The 17591-nt window shown below is 32.7% G+C and carries 18 protein-coding genes; 6 read left to right on the plus strand and 12 right to left on the minus strand.

The genetic code is table 11. From position 1 onward, the window contains the following. Positions 1–48 precede the first annotated feature (48 nt). Positions 49–948, plus strand: coding sequence for a NifU family protein (locus tag M0M57_RS04460; RefSeq protein ID WP_248435759.1), 900 nt, complete (start codon positions 49–51; stop codon positions 946–948). Between the two features lie 66 nt (positions 949–1014). On the opposite strand, the gene M0M57_RS04465 is transcribed toward M0M57_RS04460, so the two are convergent. Next, positions 1015–3267 carry an inorganic phosphate transporter gene (locus tag M0M57_RS04465; protein ID WP_248435761.1) on the minus strand — a complete coding sequence of 751 codons (2253 nt, stop codon included), beginning with the start codon at positions 3265–3267 and terminating at the stop codon, positions 1015–1017. 136 nt (positions 3268–3403) lie between these two features. Here M0M57_RS04465 and M0M57_RS04470 point away from each other — a divergent pair, with 136 nt between their 5' ends. The 4 genes from M0M57_RS04470 (at position 3404) to M0M57_RS04485 (ending at position 7225) form a co-directional block, all read left to right on the plus strand. Next, the gene (locus M0M57_RS04470; protein WP_248435763.1) at positions 3404–3604 is read left to right on the plus strand and encodes a dodecin family protein; all 201 of its coding nucleotides are present in this window, start codon (positions 3404–3406) and stop codon (positions 3602–3604) included. Positions 3605–3654: 50 nt separating this feature from the next. Then, positions 3655–5667 carry a thioredoxin domain-containing protein gene (locus M0M57_RS04475; RefSeq protein WP_248435765.1) on the plus strand — a complete coding sequence of 671 codons (2013 nt, stop codon included), beginning with the start codon at positions 3655–3657 and terminating at the stop codon, positions 5665–5667. A 56-nt stretch (positions 5668–5723) separates the two neighbouring features. Then, positions 5724–6287 (plus strand): YtxH domain-containing protein, encoded by a 564-nt coding sequence (locus M0M57_RS04480; protein WP_248435767.1) that lies wholly within the window; start codon positions 5724–5726, stop codon positions 6285–6287. Between the two features lie 86 nt (positions 6288–6373). Then, a complete protein-coding gene (locus tag M0M57_RS04485) occupies positions 6374–7225 on the plus strand; it encodes a mechanosensitive ion channel family protein (RefSeq protein ID WP_248435769.1) in 852 nt (283 codons plus the stop codon). On the opposite strand, the gene tsaB is transcribed toward M0M57_RS04485, so the two are convergent. From tsaB to M0M57_RS04500, 3 genes are all read right to left on the minus strand, one after another. Beyond that, positions 7212–7868: a tRNA (adenosine(37)-N6)-threonylcarbamoyltransferase complex dimerization subunit type 1 TsaB gene (tsaB, locus tag M0M57_RS04490; RefSeq protein ID WP_248435771.1), complete on the minus strand. Its 657-nt coding sequence runs from the start codon at positions 7866–7868 to the stop codon at positions 7212–7214. The two genes, M0M57_RS04485 and tsaB, sit on opposite strands and share 14 nt — an antisense overlap. 87 nt (positions 7869–7955) lie before the next feature. After that, the gene (locus M0M57_RS04495) at positions 7956–9266 is read right to left on the minus strand and encodes an efflux RND transporter periplasmic adaptor subunit (protein ID WP_248435773.1); all 1311 of its coding nucleotides are present in this window, start codon (positions 9264–9266) and stop codon (positions 7956–7958) included. Between the two features lie 2 nt (positions 9267–9268). Continuing rightward, complete coding sequence (locus M0M57_RS04500; RefSeq protein ID WP_248435775.1) at positions 9269–10714, minus strand: TolC family protein; 1446 nt, start codon at positions 10712–10714, stop codon at positions 9269–9271. Between the two features lie 152 nt (positions 10715–10866). On the opposite strand from M0M57_RS04500, the gene M0M57_RS04505 reads away from it, so the two are divergent. Further along, positions 10867–12276: a DUF4403 family protein gene (locus M0M57_RS04505; RefSeq protein ID WP_248435777.1), complete on the plus strand. Its 1410-nt coding sequence runs from the start codon at positions 10867–10869 to the stop codon at positions 12274–12276. Here M0M57_RS04505 and M0M57_RS04510 read toward each other — a convergent pair whose 3' ends face one another. The 8 genes from M0M57_RS04510 to cyoE form a co-directional block, all read right to left on the minus strand. Beyond that, positions 12277–12522 carry a hypothetical protein gene (locus M0M57_RS04510; RefSeq protein ID WP_248435780.1) on the minus strand — a complete coding sequence of 82 codons (246 nt, stop codon included), beginning with the start codon at positions 12520–12522 and terminating at the stop codon, positions 12277–12279. It lies immediately after the preceding gene. Then, positions 12512–13072, minus strand: coding sequence for a DUF420 domain-containing protein (locus tag M0M57_RS04515; RefSeq protein WP_248435782.1), 561 nt, complete (start codon positions 13070–13072; stop codon positions 12512–12514). The genes M0M57_RS04510 and M0M57_RS04515 overlap by 11 nt, the downstream gene beginning before the upstream one ends. Before the next feature lies 1 nt (position 13073). Then, the gene (locus tag M0M57_RS04520) at positions 13074–13763 is read right to left on the minus strand and encodes an SCO family protein (protein ID WP_248435783.1); all 690 of its coding nucleotides are present in this window, start codon (positions 13761–13763) and stop codon (positions 13074–13076) included. Positions 13764–13767: 4 nt separating this feature from the next. Continuing rightward, on the minus strand, positions 13768–14421 hold the full coding sequence (locus tag M0M57_RS04525) for a hypothetical protein (protein ID WP_248435785.1): 654 nt from the start codon (positions 14419–14421) through the stop codon (positions 13768–13770). Between the two features lie 75 nt (positions 14422–14496). Next, positions 14497–14937 carry a cytochrome C oxidase subunit IV family protein gene (locus tag M0M57_RS04530; RefSeq protein WP_248435787.1) on the minus strand — a complete coding sequence of 147 codons (441 nt, stop codon included), beginning with the start codon at positions 14935–14937 and terminating at the stop codon, positions 14497–14499. A gap of 22 nt (positions 14938–14959) precedes the next feature. Continuing rightward, positions 14960–15973, minus strand: coding sequence for a cytochrome c oxidase subunit 3 (locus M0M57_RS04535; protein ID WP_248435789.1), 1014 nt, complete (start codon positions 15971–15973; stop codon positions 14960–14962). A gap of 46 nt (positions 15974–16019) precedes the next feature. Next, entirely contained in the window at positions 16020–16598 is a 579-nt protein-coding gene (locus M0M57_RS04540; protein ID WP_248435791.1) for a cytochrome c oxidase subunit 3, read from the minus strand. Between the two features lie 2 nt (positions 16599–16600). Further along, on the minus strand, positions 16601–17518 hold the full coding sequence (gene cyoE, locus M0M57_RS04545; protein WP_248436728.1) for a heme o synthase: 918 nt from the start codon (positions 17516–17518) through the stop codon (positions 16601–16603). Between the last annotated feature and the right edge of the window lie 73 nt (positions 17519–17591).

Consider the following 17591-nt stretch of genomic DNA (forward strand, 5'->3'; position numbering starts at 1 on the left):
AACCAAATACAAAAAATAACTTTGTTAAATTTGCAGAAAAAAGCTCAAATGACTAAATTATCGATAAAAGAAACCCAAAATTCGGCCATCATTAAATTTGAATTTCCTGATTTTATTACAAAAAATAAAAGCTATGAATTTAAAAATATTGATGAAGCAGGTGAAAGTCCGTTAGCACAACAATTATTTTATTTGCCTTTTGTTAAAACTGTCTTTATATCCGGAAATTTTATTGCGATAGAAAGGTATAGTATTGTTCAATGGGATGATGTAAAAGATGCCGTGGCAGAACAAATTCAAGAATATGTTGACAAAGGTGGAAAAATTGTTATAGAATCTGAAACTTCAACCAAAAAACAACCTATCACAATTTATGCTGAAACAACGCCAAATCCAGCGGTTATCAAGTTTGTTGCAAATAAATTATTAACAACAAAAACAGCCGAATTTAAAAACATAGATGAAACGATTGCTTCACCATTAGCAAAAGAATTATTTAAATTTCCATATGTAAAGGAGATTTTTATTGATGAAAATTATATTTCAATCACCAAATTTGCGAGTATTGAATGGATTGAGATTTCAAATGAAATTCGTTCATTCATTAAAGAATATGTTGAAAACGGGAATGAAATCATCAATGTAAGTCTGCTTTCAACCGCTGCAAGTTCAGAAAAGCAAGCGATTTCTAATTTTGAATCGTTGGATGTAACTTCGCAACAAATTATTAATATTTTAGAAGAATATGTAAAACCGGCCGTTCAAGCAGATGGCGGAAATATTCTTTTTGATTCGTATGACGAAAGTGAAAAGCGTGTAAAAGTTGTTTTACAAGGAGCATGTAGTGGTTGTCCATCTTCAACTTTTACATTAAAAAACGGTATTGAAAATATGTTGAAAGATATGTTGAATGACGAAGCGATTAAAGTGGAAGCGATTAACGGATAAATCAAAACTATAATAAACAAAAAATCCTTGAAGATGAACATTTCAAGGATTTTTTTTGTGCTTTTATTATTTTTTACTCTTTACATGGATATTGAATTCTTGAAAAAGTTCGAGTAAATTCATGGTTGCTTTAATCAAATCATTTGTTTCAAGTAATAATCCGAAGTATAATTTACTGTTTTTCGGACTGGTTTCTACTGTTCTGATTCGAGTAATTTGCTTTTGGATTAATTCTGAAACATTATTCAGAATTTGTGTTTTTTCTTTTAAAACACCATCGAGTTTATCAAAACTTTGGTCTTTAAAAATAGTTTCTAATGAATCAAAAAGCTTTTGCAAATCGTTATCAATACTTTTTAAATCTCTAATTTGATTAAATTTTAATTGCTTGTGATTGTTATTAATATGCGAATAACTATTTTGAGTAATAAACGCCAACGACTGAATCATATCTTGCAAATAGCCTAAAATCATGATGTAAAACTTACTTGCTTCAACCGAAGTTTCATCTAAATTTTTAATGAAATAATAAACATTGCTTTTCAGTTCATCAACTTCTTTTTCGAGTTTTTTAAGTGATTTTTTGTTTTCTTTTAATTTGGCTAAATCTTGCAAACCTAAATTATCAATAACATCGCTGTACACATTATTAGTAGCACCGATTACTCTTGAAATTTGATGTGAACTTTCACTGATAATTTCATTGATTGTGACAATATCTTCACGCTTTAACTTAACTAAATCATCTGCTTCTTTTTGTTTTTTAGAATGTCTTCTAGAGCTACGATAAAGAATAATTGCTAATAAAACCAACAATCCGATGAACGCATAAACCTCACCTGTTTTTAAGATAAATGCCATAACAAATGCTCCAATAAAAGCAACCATAGCCGTAACAAACCATCCACCAATTACATTAAAAACTCCTGCCACTCTGTACACGGCACTTTCTCTGTCCCAAGCTCTATCGGCAAAAGATGTTCCCATAGCAACCATAAAGGTTACATAAGTGGTTGATAAAGGCAACTTTAAGGATGTTCCTATGGAAATCAAAATACTGGCAATCATCAAATTTACGGATGCTCTTACCATGTCAAAAGCAGGCTCATCTTTGCGTTTTTTACCTTTTACTTCCGGTTTTTCAAATTGTTTATCAATCTTTATCTGAACAGATTGAGGTAAAAAATAATTAATCCCTTGTCCTAAATAAACGCCACTTCTCACAATAAATCGCGACAACATATTTGGTGAAAATTTTTCAACACCATCACCTTGGCGGGATAAGTTTACTCCGGTTTCAATAACGCTTCTAGCTTTTTTGGATGTCCAAAGTGTAACCACCATCACCAACCCTGCAAAAGCAAGAAAATAAAAGGGAGCTACTATATTTTCATTGGCCAAATCACCCATCATCAATTTATCGCCTGAAAGTCCTGAAGCTGAGAAAATTTCATAGGAATTATATGCCGCAATAGGCACACCAATAAAGTTTACTAAATCGTTTCCTGCAAAAGCTAATGCCAATGCAAAAGTTCCGATAACAATAATTATTCGAAGAATATTTATTTTAAATACACTAATTAAAAGTTGTGATAGTAATGTGAAAAATAAAAAGTTGATTCCAATAATCATCATTTGATTATCCTGAATCCAAACATGTGTTTCTTTTCCAATGAATGAAACTCCTTTTAGACCTTTTATTAAAATGAAAAAAGTAATCGCAGTAATGGCTAATCCACCAAATAGAGAGCCAATATATTTTATCCTTTTTTCATATTGAAAAGTAAATATTAACCTCGAAACATATTGAACCAAACTTCCTAATCCAAACGATAATGCAACCGAAAGCAATATACTCGATACAATCTCTGTTGCTTTTTTGGTGTTGATATAATCTCCTAAACTTCTGGTACTATCTTCAGAAATATAAATATGATAAAGTGCCAAACAAACAGCTGCTCCTAATAATTCAAAAATAATGGAAACTGTTGTAGAAGTAGGCAATCCCATCGAATTAAAAACATCCAAAAGAAGAATGTCGGTTATCATTACTGCCAGAAAAATGATCATGACATCATTAAAACTAAACATGGAAGGAACAAAAATACCGCTTCGGGCAATCTCCATCATTCCACTGGAAAAAAGAGCTCCACAAGCTACTCCAATACTGGCAACAATCATGATTGTTTTAAAGGAAACCGCTTTTGAACCAATGGCCGAATTTAAAAAATTTACAGCGTCATTACTTACGCCAACTACCAAATCAATTAAAGCCAAGACACCCAAAACCACGAGCATCACTACATAAATTTGTTCCATTACAAATGGTTAATAATTTAATGCAAAATTCCGTTAACTATTTCAATCTAATGTTAAGCGAATGTTATCAATTTAAGATGCTTTTTTTTGAGATTTTATCAAAATTCATTACCTTTAATTCTTAAATCATATCATTATGGCAGTATTAAAAGTAATCGAAGTCCTTTCCAGCTCAGAAGTTAGTTGGGAGGATGCTACACGCAAAGCAGTTGCTCAAGCAGCAAAATCATTAAAAAACATCCGTTCTGTTTATGTGCAAGACCAAAGTGCAGCTGTGAAAGACGGTCAGGTTTCAGAGTTTAGAGTGAATTTAAAAATCACTTTTGAATTAGAATAATCAATTAAAATCGTAATTTTAAGCGTTCTCAAAAGGAACGCTTTTTTTATATGAATGAACTAAAATTAGAAACAAGTCCGTACCTACTTCAACATGCCAACAATCCGGTGCATTGGAAAGCGTGGAATTCAACAACATTAGCTAATGCGAAAGAAAATCAGAAGCTCATTTTAATCAGCATTGGTTATTCTGCTTGTCATTGGTGCCATGTGATGGAACACGAAAGTTTTGAAAATGAAGAAGTGGCAAATACCATGAACCAACATTTCATCAACATTAAAGTCGATCGCGAAGAACGACCTGATGTGGATGCCATTTATATGAAAGCCGTTCAGCTCATGACAGGTCGTGGTGGTTGGCCACTCAATGTAGTTTGTCTTCCGGATGGAAAACCTGTTTGGGGCGGAACGTATTTCAGAAAAAATGATTGGGTTAATACATTGGAACAATTGCATGAATTGTATCAATCACAACCCGAAAAACTAATTGAATATGCCGAAAAATTACATGAAGGAATTGAAACTTTAGGTTTAACTGAAGAAAAATCAACTGAATTTAACATCACTATTTTAGATACTTTCTTAGCAAAATGGCAAAAAAGTTTCGATTGGGAATTTGGCGGCTATTCTCGTGCTCCTAAATTTATGATGCCAACGAATTATCAATTTTTGTTGCAGTATGGTTTTATAACTCAAAATGAAAAACTGTTAGAATATGTCGATTTAACACTGACCAAAATGGCTTATGGCGGAATTTTCGACACGATTGATGGTGGATTTTCACGCTATTCGGTTGATGTGAAATGGCACGTTCCTCATTTTGAAAAAATGGCTTATGACAATGGTCAACTTTTATCGCTTTATGCGAATGCTTACAAATTGACAAAAAATGAACTTTATAAAGAAATAATCGAAAAAACCACCACTTTCATTGAAAAAGAATGGTTAACAAATGAAGGAGCTTTTTTTTCTGCTTTGGATGCAGATAGTTTAACTACTGAAAATCATTTGGAAGAAGGTGCTTTTTATGTTTGGAAAATTGATGAAATAAAAAATCTAATACAAGACGACTTTGAATTGTTTTCAGAAGTTTTTAATATCAATGACTTCGGACATTGGGAACACGGAAATTATGTTTTGATTCAGAATAAAAGTTTGGATGAAATTTCAGAGAAAAATCACATTTCAATTGATGAACTTCATTTGAAAAAGAAAAACTGGGAACAAATTCTTTACAAAACAAGAGAAAAAAGACCAAAACCGAGATTGGATGACAAATGCATTACATCATGGAATGCCATTTTACTAAAAGGTTTTGTGGATGCTTATAAAGCGTTAGGAAATGAAAATCATCTGAAAATAGCCATAAAAAATGCTCATTTTATTGTGAATAAAATTTGGTCTTCCGATGGAAATTTGAGGCACACTTACAAAAATGAAAAACCTTCCATCAATGGATTTTTAGAAGATTATGCATTTGTAATTGATGGCTTTATTGCTCTTTACGAAGCCACTTTTGACGAAACTTGGCTTTTACACAGTAAAAATTTAACCAATTATTGTTTGGATCATTTTTATGATGAAAAAAAGCAATTATTCCGATTTACTTCTGATTTGGATGAAGCTCTGATTTCTAATCATTTTGAACTGGAAGACAATGTGATTCCGGCTTCCAATTCGATTATGGCGAGCAATTTGTTTAAACTTAGTGTATATTTTGAAAATTCGCATTACGAAGAAATTTCTCGTCAAATGATTGCACAAGTTGTTCCATCGATTGATTATCCTTCTGCTTTTTCTAATTGGTTAATGGCAGCGTTACATTTTTCGGAGTATCAAAAAGAATTAGCTATTTGCGGAAAAGAGAGTTTGATTCATTTGAAAGACATCAATCAAAATTATTTCCCTTCGGTAGTGCTTTCAGGAAGTGAAAAAAAATCAGATTTACCCTTTTTACAAAACCGATTTGTAGAAAATGAAACGCTATTTTATCTCTGTCAAAATAAAATGTGTTTAGCTCCAAAAAATAATATTTCTGCTATTTACAAAGATTTAAATCACTAATTATAAAAAAGTTAATGAAATTTAGTAGTTTTGACACTCACTAAAAAATAAACACCATGGGACTAGGAAGTTTTTTTAAAAATTTGTTTGGTTCGGCCAAACAAACAGCATCGGAAACAGTAGACAAAGCAGAAGAAGTTTTGGATCAAGCAAAAGTTAAAGCATCAGAATATGCTGAAAAAGCTGAAGATTATGTTGAGAAAGTTGTTGAAAACGTAAAGGAATCTTATCCTGAAGTAAAAGAAAAAGTAGAAGATTTTGCAGAAAAAGCAAAAGAAACAGTTTCAGAATATGCCGAAAAAGCTGGTGATGCTATCGAAAATGTGGTGGATGATGTAAAAGAAAAAGTAAGTTCGTTCACTTCCTCAGCAAAAGAAGAAACACAAGAAACTGCTTCAAATTTTATAGCAAAAGCAGAAGAAACATCTGAAACAGTTGTAGAAAATGTAGAAGAAACAGTGGAAGAGGTAAAAGAAAAAGCTACAGAAGTTGCAGTAGAAGCAACTGAAAAAGTAGAAGAAGTTGTTGAAACTTTTGAAGAAAAAGCAGAAGAAGTTTCGGAAGATTTAGAAGAAAAAGTAGATGAAATTAAGCGTGCAGCAGACGAAAATGCTGACTAAATTTTAAGTTTTCTTTAAAAGGATTCCTTTATTAAAAATTATACCTTTGCAACTCTTAAATCACTAAATGATTTGAGAGTTTTTTTATGGATTTAATTGTTGTAAACACTGATTACGTAACAAAATATTGGGATTATTTTACCAAGGTTTTGATGGAATATTCGCCAAGATTAATTTCTGCCACTATAATTTTAGTCATTGGTTGGACGGCTATTCGCTTGATTAAAAAATTAATCATGAGCATCATGACAAAGCGGGATATGGAACCAACTTTGTCAAAATTTTTAGCTGATATTTTAATTTGGACATTAAAAATTCTACTTTTTGTAACCGTAATATCGAGGCTTGGGGTTGAAAATTCCTCTTTTGTGGCGATAATTGGTGCAGCTGGTCTTGCAATTGGTTTATCCTTACAAGGTTCGTTGTCTAATTTTGCAGGTGGTGTTTTAATCATCATGTTCAAACCGTTTAAAGTAGGCGATTTTATTGAGGCACAAGGTGTTTCGGGAACTGTGAAACAAATTCAAATTTTTGTTACTCAATTAGCAACGGTTGATAATCAAATTATATTTGTGCCCAATGGAGCTTTATCAAATGGCACAATTATCAACTATTCTTATGCTACAACTCGAAGAGCCAATTTAGTAATAGGTATTAGTTATGGTTCTGATATTAAAAAGGCGAAACAAATTGCGATGGAAGTGATGGAAAATCATCCTTCTGTTTTAAAAGACCCTGCTCCTGTAGTTTTGGTAAGTGATTTAGCCGATAGTTCAATCAACTTAGCAGTAAGACCATGGGCAAATTTACCCGACTTTTTTGTAATGCGTTCCGATATTTTAGAACAAGTAAAACTTAGGTTTGATGAAAATGGTATTGAAATTCCGTTTCCGCAACGCGATATTCATATTAAAGAAGCTCTTCCTAAGAAATCATAAAATCTTTTAAATAAAAAGGTTCAAAATAAGCTACATCTTCAAAGCGATTATTCGCGAATAGGGTGTAGCTTTTTTTAGTCATTTGTTTTGCGGATGGATAAATAACATCATCAACAAACACAAAATTATCTTTTTGAAGAAGTGTTTTCGCTTTTTGAGAACTATCCCCAACAAAATAAATAGTTTCATTCATGTCTGAAAATGATTCTTCGTTTAGAATTTCTGCTTTTATATCTCTAATTTTTTGATGATTTTTATCGAAAATTGCCGAATAAACTTCCATTCGTCTGGCATCAATCATTGGAACAATCACACCTTCTTCAATTGAAATTTGAGAAGCCAAAACTTCTAATGTATCAACTGCAATCAAAGGAATATCTAATGCGTAGCACAATCCTTTTGCTGCAGAAACTCCAATACGCAAACCGGTATAGGAACCCGGACCTTGACTGACAGCAATGGCTTTTAAATCTGAGAATTTCAAATTGGCTTCGGTTAAAATTTCTTCAATAAAAACATGCAACTTTTCTGCATGTGAATAACCCATTTCTGCTATTTCTTTGCAAACAATCATTTCACCCGCTTTTGCTAAAGCAACAGAACAATTTTTGGTTGATGTTTCTATGTTAAGTATATATGCCATAATTGAAATTGAAGTTGCAAAAATAAGACATAAAAAAAAGGAAACTAAATTTTAATCTAATTTCCTTTTCAATTTTTTAAACCGAAGTTATTTTTTCTTTTCCTTGGTTTTTTCTTCTTCCGTTTTTATAAAGACTAAATCTCCTGAATTCAAATCTTTGGTAACAGTTGTATAAGGCCCAACAATCACCACATCTCCTTTTTTCAAACCTTGAATTACTTCGATATTGGAATCGTCTTGAATTCCGGTTTTAATGATTCTGATTTTTGCTTTATCACCGTCTTTCACAAAAACACACTCTAATTTTTTATCTGTTTTTTGAACTACAGATGATTCATTATTTCCATCTTCTGGTTTCACTTCAATTTTATTTGAACCCAACGTATCCGATTTCATAACCACTGCACTAATTGGAACAGCGATTACTTTTTCTTTTCTTTTGGTAATAATATCAACCGTTGCTGTCATTCCGGGTCTGAATGGAGAATAACTTTCCGGTTTTCCTTCCAACAAATCCATGTAGGATTCTTTTAGAATTCTAACTTTCACTTTAAAATTGGTTACCTGATCGGCAGTAACGGCGTTGCTGGCAGAGTTTGAAATGCTTGTCACAATTCCTTTGAATTCTTTTTTCAAATAAGCATCTACTTCAATGTTGGTAGAATCGCCAACACTTACTTTTACAATATCATTTTCATTTACATCTACTTCTACTTCCATATTATTTAAGTTGGCAACTCGCAAAATCTCTGTTCCGGTCATTTGCTGTGTTCCTAAAACGCGTTCACCTAATTCTACTGAAAGTAACGATACTGTTCCATCTGCCGGAGCATAAATGGTTGTTCTGCCTAAGTTATCTTTAGCTTCTGTTACAGTCGCTGCGGCACTCTGTACTCCATAATAAGCTGCTTGTTTTGCTGCTTGTGCACCTTCAAAAGTAGCCACTACTCTATCCCATTCTGATTTAGAAATAATTCCTTTATCAAATAGTGTTTTATTTCGGTTATAATTCGCTTGGGCTTCTTTAAACGTTGCATCTGCCTGACTCAAACCTGCTTTTGTGTTCGATAATCCAGCCACAGATCTGTTTAAGCTAGACGTGTATAAATCGGGATTTATTCTAACCAACAAATCGCCTTTTTTAACTAATTGACCTTCTTTAATTGGCAATTCAATAATTTCTCCCGAAACTTCAGAAGATATTTTAATTTCTGTTTCCGGTTGAATTTTTCCGGTTGCCGAAACGGTTTCAACAATCGTCATTTCATTAACAGCGGCAGTTTCAACTTCTTTTCCTTTGTTTTTATTGCCGATGACTCCGGATTTTGAAAGTACTACTAACAGAATTATCAATCCTACTGCGACTCCTAAAAAGGTATATATTACTTTTTTTGACATAATTATGGTTTTTGAATAATTGGGATTCCGAAATAAAATTCTAAAATTTTGGTTCTAAAGATATAATCGTATTTGGTTCTTAAAACTTCTGATTGTGCGTTAACCAACAACGTTTGCGATTGATTGAAATCGAAGGCATTCATTAAACCAACCTCAAAACGTTCTTTGGCATAATTATAGGCTTCTTGTCTGGCTTCTACTGTTGTGATAGCTGCTTCATAGGATTTCAACGCTCCTTTTACATCTGTAAAGGCTGTAAAAACATTTCTTTCTAAGGTTAATTCTTCTTGTTCATACGCAATTTTACTTCTCTCCAAAGCCACTTTTGAACGTTGCACATTGTTTCGGGTGGCAAATCCATTAAATATCGGAATCGTTAACTGAACCCCAAAATTCTGACCTTTATTATCATCAAATTGATCAAAAATAGGTGCAGGATTACCTAAAACTGCATTGAAATTGGGTTGCAAAACATTTTGATTTGTTCCTTCCACCACACCAATTACAGAAGTTGGATTGGAAGGATTCAATTCAATTCCCGTTACACGATCTAAGTTGGAAGCTCTGGTGCTAAAACTATAAAAACCTTGTAATCTTGGTTGATAAGCCCCTCTTGAAATGGAAACATCCTTTTCTGCAATTTCTAAATTAGTTTGAGCAATTTTTAGCTCTGTTCTTGTTTCTTTTGCTTTTTGATAAATTGCTTCCGGAGTTTGAAGTAACAATGGTGTTTGAGTCGCTTCATATTCTCTGTCGATAATATCAAAATCTTTAAAATCTTTTATTTGTAAAAGCTGGGCAAGACTTAATTTTGAAATCAACAATATATTTTCAGCATTAATAACCATTTGTTCACTTGTTGCAACGGTGGCTTTAATATCCATCAAATCGCCTCTTGGAATAACACCGGCCTCCAATAACTGTTCAGAACGCTCCATTTGCCTTTGGTTATTGAGCAATTGTTCCTGTTGAACTTTTAAATTTTCTTTGTTGAATAAAATCTGCAAAAAAGCATTCGCTACATTTAAAGCAACATCTTCCTGCATTTTAGTTAATTGATACTGACTCGCAATTTGAGATAAACTCGCTCTACGAAGTCGGTATTGATTTTGAAGTCCGTTATAAATATCAACCCCAACATTCACACCGGCAGATGTAAACTGCGTAGTTTGATTTTCTAACAAACCCGTTGTAATATTCTGGTTTAAACCGATATTCCAAGAATGAGATGCCGTTGCATTGGCTGAAGGCAGAAAACTTCCGATAGCTGCACTTCGTTCAATATCGGCCAACTCTTTATCAAGTGCTGTGTTTTTGATGGAAATATTATTTTCAAGTGCATGATTTACGCACTCATCCAATGTCCATTTTTTAGATTGAGAATGGGATGTAATTCCGAATAAAACTATCCAAAACCAAACCATTTTTTTTATTGTCGAACTTTTCATTAGAAATTTTTGAAATAGTTGCTGCATTAGAATACAAATTTAATTCATTAGAATTTTATACCCATAGGACGCTTAAATTATTTTTGTGTTACAACAAAATGAAAAAATCTGAAAATAAATTACATTTACACTCTCAAATGAAATTTGAAACAATGAAATATCTTTTAATTCCCGTTATACTTTTTGTTATAATTGTTATTTTATCGTCTTGTTCTACTGCAAAAAAGTTAGACCTTATTAAACCAGAACCCGATAATGCGGATCCGGTTGAATATGAAACAACAACTTCATTCATTAATCTTCCGGTTACTATTCAACTTAAGGATATTGAAAATCAAACCAACAAATTATTGAATGGATTGATATACAACGATTCTATTTTAAAAGATGATGATTTAGAATTAAAAGTTTGGAAACAAGCTCCCATTAAAATTGAAATGGAAAAAGACGGAAATATTACCAAAATAAAAACCACTTTACCATTAAAAGTGAATGGAAAATACCGTTATGGTTTTGAAAAAATGGGAATTAGTCTTTATGACACCAAAGAATTTAACCTCAATGGCGTTGTCACGTTAATTAGCGATGTTGGTTTGACGAATTGGCAACTTAAAACAAACACAAAGATTAAATCGCTGGACTGGACCGAAAGTCCTTCTGTGGTGATTGCCGGGAAAAACATTCCAATTACGTATATTATTAATCCGGCTGTGCGACTTTTTAAATCGAAAATTGAAAAAAGCATAGACGATTCAATTAAAGAATCGCTGAATTTTAAACCTCAAGTTTTAGATGCATTAGACCAAATTGCCACGCCGTTTGAAATGAGTGAACAATATGCCAGTTGGCTCAGAATTGTTCCGATAGAACTTTATGTAACTGATGCCATTTTACAAAAAAAGGAAATCAAATTAGACATGGGTTTAAAATGTTCAATGGAAACAATTGTTGGAAAAACTCCCGAGAAAAAATTTGATAAAAATAAAATTGTACTAAAACCGGTTACTAAAATGCCGGATCATATTTCTGCTAATATTATTGCGGTTTCTACTTACGCAGATGCTTCGAGAATTATGACTAAAAATTTTCAAGGTCAAGAATTTGGTGATGGAAAGCAAAAAGTAAAGGTAACTAAAGTTGATCTTTGGCATAAAAACGGCAAAATGATTATTGCATTGGACATGCTTGGAAGCATCAACGGCACCGTATATTTAGCAGGATTTCCTCAATATAATGAAGAAACAAAAGAAATTTATTTTGATCAATTAGATTATGTTTTAAACACGAAAAGTTTCTTGGTTCGTTCTGCCAATTGGTTGGCTCAAGGTTATGTTTTGAGAAAAATTCAGGAGAGTTGTCGTTATTCTATTAAACCTAATTTGGATGAAGGAAAAGCCAATGTGATGCAATATCTTCAAAATTATTCACCGATGAAAGGAGTTTTTGTAAATGGAACGTTGAATGATTTTGAGTTTCAAAAAATTCAGTTAACCAACAAAGCCATCTTAGCTTTTATAAAAGGAAGCGGTCAAGTGGATGTAAAAATTGATGGGATTGAATAATCAGGAAGTTATTTCTGAAGCCGGTTTCTTTTTATATTTCATTCGATAAACCACATAAAAAACAATGGCAACCATGATGTATGGAAAAGCCATGAGATAGACAATTCCGTCGTTAACGGCTTCTGCTTTAGAACTATCTCCTGCACTCTCCAAAGCTGCTCGGCACATGGCACATTGAGCAGAAGAGGAAAATCCGATAAGGAAAATACAAACTCCGAAAATGTATTTTAAAAATTTAGTAAACATAATACGGTGCAATCATTAAATAAACAATAACGCCTGTTACTGCAACATACAACCAAATTGGGAAAGTAATTTTAGCGATTTTTTTGTGCTTATCAAATCGTTCTGAAAGTGCTTTCACGTAGGTAATCAAAACCAAAGGAATTACGGCAATTGACAATAAGATATGCGAAATAAGAATAAAGAAATAAACATAACGAATAATTCCAACTCCGCCAAAGGGCGTACTGTCGCTAGTCATGTGATAAGCCACATACATCACTAAAAACACTACAGAACAAGCTATTGCACTTTGCATCAGGTTTTGATGCATTTTTTTGTTGCCGTTTTTAATCGCATAAACACCTAAAATCAACAACATGGCAGTAATACCGTTGATGAAAGCATAAATTGGAGGTAAAAAGGTTAATGGCTCAACATCTATACCGTAATCTTTCAATTTTACTTTGAATAAAATGGCCACCAGCACCGGAACGGCAATGGAAAGAGTAATAATTAATGCATTGAACTTCTTTTCAATCGAATACTTTTCGTCTATGTTCTTTTCTTTCATATTATTTTTCTTCTAAAAGCACTTTAATATCTTGTTTTAGAGCTTGAATTCCGGTTGCTTCAATTCCGTCATAATAAACAATTGGATTTCCAAAATCGTCTTTGCGACTTCTGATGTTTCCATTTTTATCAATTAGGGCAAATAAACCAGAATGTTCGAAACCGCCATCACTCTCTTTATTTTCTCCTGCAAAAATACTAAAACCTTTATTAGCCAAGTCATAAATATACTCTTTATCACCGGTTAAAAAGTTCCAATTAGGATTTTTCATACCTAAATGTTTAGCATGTTCTTTTAGAACTTCGGAAGTATCATGAGCAGGATTAATTGTGATGGAAACAATTCCGAAATCGCTTTGATTTTTTTCAAAATGATTTTGCAATTCCACCATGTTTTTATTCATAATCGGACAAATAGTTGGACAGGTTGAAAAGAAGAACTCAACAAGATAAACTTTGCCTTCATAATTTTTGTTGGTAATGGTTTCTCCGTTATGATTTGTAAGATTGAATTTTGGAGCTTTACCTATTTTTACCAATAAATCTTCAGATGTTTCGGCTTGTCCGGGAGAATTTAATCGATCGATTTTTGTAACATCATCATTTTTAATTCGATTAATAATTCTAGGAATAAAAATAATTCCGAAAATTAAAATGATAAATGATATTCCGATGTATGATTTGTTTTTCATGCTCTTATTTCTTTCTGTCGGCACTATTTTTCTTTAATGCCAAACGGTATTGTGCTAAAATGATTTTAATGTCGTCGCCCATTTCATTGTGCAAATCTGCAGCTGAAATAGAGTTATAACCTTCTTTGTATTCGGGTTCTCCTTTTTTATTGTTTCCTTTTCTACCTCTTAGGTTTCTTTCTTTATCGATGATAAAAACATTGGGTGTTCTTAAATTTTCATCTAATTGACCAATTAAATTTAATTGACTGTAGTAATTCTTAATTTCTTCAGGAGATGCAAAAACATAATTCCATTTAGACATGTCTGAAATTCTACCTAACTCTTCTTTTAAATCAACCGTTTGCTCTTCTGTTCCAATCGGAGCAATGCAAATAAGCTGAAAATCTTTGAAACCCATTACTTTTTCATAAATCTTCTGATTCAAATTGAAAGCATCTCCTTTATTGTAAAGAATTTGTGTTCCAGGAAAAACTAAAACGGTAATTTTATCTTCTAATGAAAATTGTTCTCCTTTATTATTTTTCCAGTTATTTAAATCAGGAATAGACTCTGTAACGGTTGGTAAATGAGTAAAATTATGTACTCCGGAAGCAAAGAAAAGATAAGCTACGATGGGAAGTATAAACAAAGAAAACAGAACGATATTCTTTTTCATTTCAATTGCATTTTATTTAGTGCAAAAATAAAAAAAGGTACGCAATGCGTACCTTTTTATTTAACTAATATGGTGTTAAAAATTCCATTTAATAAAGGAAGTTTTATAAATCTCATAAATATAATCACCTTCTAACAAAAAGATCAAAGCGATGTATAGTGCAAGGAAAACAAATGTCCAAACCACAGCTTTTCTCAAACTTGCTTTTTCATCTCTCATGTGCATAAAATCCCATGTGATGTAGTAGGCTTTTACGATAGTTAAAACTAAAAAGATAAAGTTTAACGGAATCAAAAAGATGAAAGGAGATAAAATGATATTCATCAATGTTGCTCCCAAACCACCTTCAAAAGGAGTCATCCAAGGCGACATTAATCCGGCTGGCTTATAGATACCTAATACTACTTCTATTGCTGTAATGATAGACAGTAAAATCAGTACACCCCAAATTTTTTGTTCATTCGACTTAAATTTAAGTCTACCTCTAAAAATTGCTAAGTTATGTTCGTGTGCCATTTTCTTAAATACTTTTTTAAAATTATACTAAGTAGAAGAAGGTAAATACAAATACCCAAACTAAATCTACAAAGTGCCAATACAATCCAACTTTTTCAACCATTTCATAACTTCTTCTTTTTTCATACGTTCCTAAAATTACATTTAAGAAGATGATAAAGTTGATTACAACCCCAGAAAAAACGTGGAATCCGTGGAATCCGGTAATAAAGAAAAAGAAATTAGCAAACTGCTTGCTTCCGTATTCATTTCTAACCAAACTAGCTCCTTGAACCACATGAACTGCATCGTTTAAACGAGCTAATGATTCTTCTCTGGTTAAAATAGTTTTGTGCTTCTCTTTATTTAAAGTTGGATGAACTCCCTTTTTATCATTTTTATCAAAATAGGCTTCTTGCGTTCTAACATAAATGTTGGGATTGGCTTTGAAACCTTCTATTACTTCTGCAACAGAATAGTCCGGCAAAGAAGCTTCACTGGTAAACCAAATACCGTTTTTACGTTCGTGTTGAGCACGATCTTTTGGCAAAGTAACCGCTAAATCAGACACTTTATATCGTTTTCCTTCTGCATCAACAAATTGGATGATACTTCCTCCTTTTGTTTCGATTGCACCGTATTCACCTTTAATAAAGTTTTTCCATTCCCAGGCTTGTGATCCAACGAAGATCAATCCGCCAATAACGGTTAAAAACATATAAAAAGCTACTTTCGATTTTTTCATGTGATGACCTGCATCCACGGCAAGCACCATCGTTACAGATGAGAAAATCAAGATAAAAGTCATTAACGCCACATAAAGCATCGGCAAATCATGACCATGCAAAAAAGGAAAGTGATTAAACACTTCATCGGCAATTGGCCAACTATCGGCAAATTTGTATCGAGAAAAGCCATAAGCTGCCAAGAACCCTGTAAAGGTTAAAGCATCTGATAAAATGAAAAACCACATCATCATTTTGCCATAACTTGCTCCCATTGGCTCGTTTCCGCCGTCCCAGATTTTTTCTTCAGTTGTAGTAACTGTCGCTCCCATATTTAGTTATTAGTTAAAAAGTTCCCAAATTTACATTTTTTTTCTATTAGTAAAAATAGAAAAATAAAAACAACAAAATCCATAATATATCAAGAAAATGCCAAAACATTGCACCTAGCTCAATTCCAAGGGTTTGAGTTGAATTGTATTTTTGTTTAAAATGATTATAAATTATGATTAAAAGTGCCAACAGCCCTGCAAAAAGGTGAGCCATGTGCAAAATTGCTATGATATATAGAAAAGAAGTATTGACTGTACTTTCACTTCCTGTAAAAAAATAGCCCATTTCTATGATTTGACCAAATCCTATAAATTGGAAAATTACAAACAAAATTCCCAATGCCAACGTAACCAACAACCACAAAGATGTTTTGTTTCGATCATTTTTTCTAATTGTAGTTAATGCCGAATGAAAGGTTAAACTACTAATGATAATTATAATGGTACTGATGATAAATGCTTGGGGCAACACAAAATCCTCAAGCCAATCTTTTCTCGAAGTGCTCACGATGTATGCACTCGTTAATCCGGCAAACATCATTACCATACTAATCATAGCAAACCAAAGCAACAATTTATACGATTGTCCTTTTCTACTTTGATATTCCTGAGCGGTCATTTCCATAATTATCGTAAAAATTTATCTGCAATATAAACCAATTGAAGAAGGGTTATATAGCTCACACTAATCAACATTAATTTTCTGGCAGCTTTGCTGTCACGTTTTTTATATAATTCAAATGCGGAGTACAACATCCAAATTCCGAGCAAAAATACAACAATTGCTGAAACCGGCGTTAAATATAATCGACTTCCTACTATTCCGATGTACGGAAAAATTGCCGGTAACAACGAAGCAATAATCAACCAAATGGTATATAATATGATTTGCAAGGCCGTTCCTTTGTCTTTTTCTCCGGTTGGAAGCATAAAAAAACCTGCTTTTTTATAATCATCATATAAAAACCAACCAATTGCCCAAAAATGTGGAAATTGCCAAAAGAATTGAATTAAAAATAACGTTCCTGCTTCTAAACTAAAATCGTCGGTTGCGGCTACCCATCCTAACATAAACGGAATAGCTCCCGGAATGGCTCCCACAAAAACAGAAAGTGGCGTAAGGGTTTTTAATGGCGTATAAACACTAGTATATAAAAAAATTGAAATCGCCCCAAACATCGCTGTTTTAGGGTTTATCAGATATAAAATTATCAATCCAATTAGGGTTAGAACCGTCGCTAAAATAAAGGCTGTGTTTACTGACATTCTTCCGGCAGCAATTGGACGGTTTTTAGTTCGTTCCATCAAACCATCTAAATCTCTTTCGATAATTTGATTAAACGCATTGGAAGCTCCAACCATGCAATATCCACCAACAGAAAGCATCAACAAAGTAATCCAACTGAAGGTTGAAATATCTAAAATCCCTAAAAAATAACCTGCTATTGATGAAAAAACAACGCTAATAGACAACCCTGCTTTAGTGATTTGCTTAAAATCAAAATAAAGAGATTGAATTGTAAACGAATTTTGGGTTGCGTTCAAGACTTGTTTCATTGTTTGTAAACTTCGGCAAAGATACAAATTAGAAACTTTAAAAAGAATTGAACAAATTAGA

Source organism: Flavobacterium azooxidireducens (genome assembly GCF_023195775.1).
In the GTDB taxonomy this organism is placed as follows: domain Bacteria; phylum Bacteroidota; class Bacteroidia; order Flavobacteriales; family Flavobacteriaceae; genus Flavobacterium; species Flavobacterium azooxidireducens.

What these genes read in the sequence shown, in the direction of transcription:
- M0M57_RS04495 (WP_248435773.1), bottom strand. Translation starts at nt 9,266, where the DNA reads ATGTCAAAAAAAGTAATATATACCTTTTTAGGAGTCGCAGTAGGATTG.
- M0M57_RS04505 (WP_248435777.1), top strand. Translation starts at nt 10,867, where the DNA reads ATGAAATATCTTTTAATTCCCGTTATACTTTTTGTTATAATTGTTATT.
- M0M57_RS04475 (WP_248435765.1), top strand. Translation starts at nt 3,655, where the DNA reads ATGAATGAACTAAAATTAGAAACAAGTCCGTACCTACTTCAACATGCC.
- M0M57_RS04540 (WP_248435791.1), bottom strand. Translation starts at nt 16,598, where the DNA reads ATGGAAATGACCGCTCAGGAATATCAAAGTAGAAAAGGACAATCGTAT.
- tsaB (WP_248435771.1), bottom strand. Translation starts at nt 7,868, where the DNA reads ATGGCATATATACTTAACATAGAAACATCAACCAAAAATTGTTCTGTT.
- M0M57_RS04525 (WP_248435785.1), bottom strand. Translation starts at nt 14,421, where the DNA reads ATGAAAAAGAATATCGTTCTGTTTTCTTTGTTTATACTTCCCATCGTA.
- M0M57_RS04460 (WP_248435759.1), top strand. Translation starts at nt 49, where the DNA reads ATGACTAAATTATCGATAAAAGAAACCCAAAATTCGGCCATCATTAAA.
- M0M57_RS04500 (WP_248435775.1), bottom strand. Translation starts at nt 10,714, where the DNA reads ATGAAAAGTTCGACAATAAAAAAAATGGTTTGGTTTTGGATAGTTTTA.
- M0M57_RS04520 (WP_248435783.1), bottom strand. Translation starts at nt 13,763, where the DNA reads ATGAAAAACAAATCATACATCGGAATATCATTTATCATTTTAATTTTC.
- M0M57_RS04470 (WP_248435763.1), top strand. Translation starts at nt 3,404, where the DNA reads ATGGCAGTATTAAAAGTAATCGAAGTCCTTTCCAGCTCAGAAGTTAGT.
- M0M57_RS04480 (WP_248435767.1), top strand. Translation starts at nt 5,724, where the DNA reads ATGGGACTAGGAAGTTTTTTTAAAAATTTGTTTGGTTCGGCCAAACAA.
- M0M57_RS04510 (WP_248435780.1), bottom strand. Translation starts at nt 12,522, where the DNA reads ATGTTTACTAAATTTTTAAAATACATTTTCGGAGTTTGTATTTTCCTT.
- M0M57_RS04515 (WP_248435782.1), bottom strand. Translation starts at nt 13,072, where the DNA reads ATGAAAGAAAAGAACATAGACGAAAAGTATTCGATTGAAAAGAAGTTC.
- M0M57_RS04485 (WP_248435769.1), top strand. Translation starts at nt 6,374, where the DNA reads ATGGATTTAATTGTTGTAAACACTGATTACGTAACAAAATATTGGGAT.
- M0M57_RS04465 (WP_248435761.1), bottom strand. Translation starts at nt 3,267, where the DNA reads ATGGAACAAATTTATGTAGTGATGCTCGTGGTTTTGGGTGTCTTGGCT.
- M0M57_RS04535 (WP_248435789.1), bottom strand. Translation starts at nt 15,973, where the DNA reads ATGGGAGCGACAGTTACTACAACTGAAGAAAAAATCTGGGACGGCGGA.
- M0M57_RS04530 (WP_248435787.1), bottom strand. Translation starts at nt 14,937, where the DNA reads ATGGCACACGAACATAACTTAGCAATTTTTAGAGGTAGACTTAAATTT.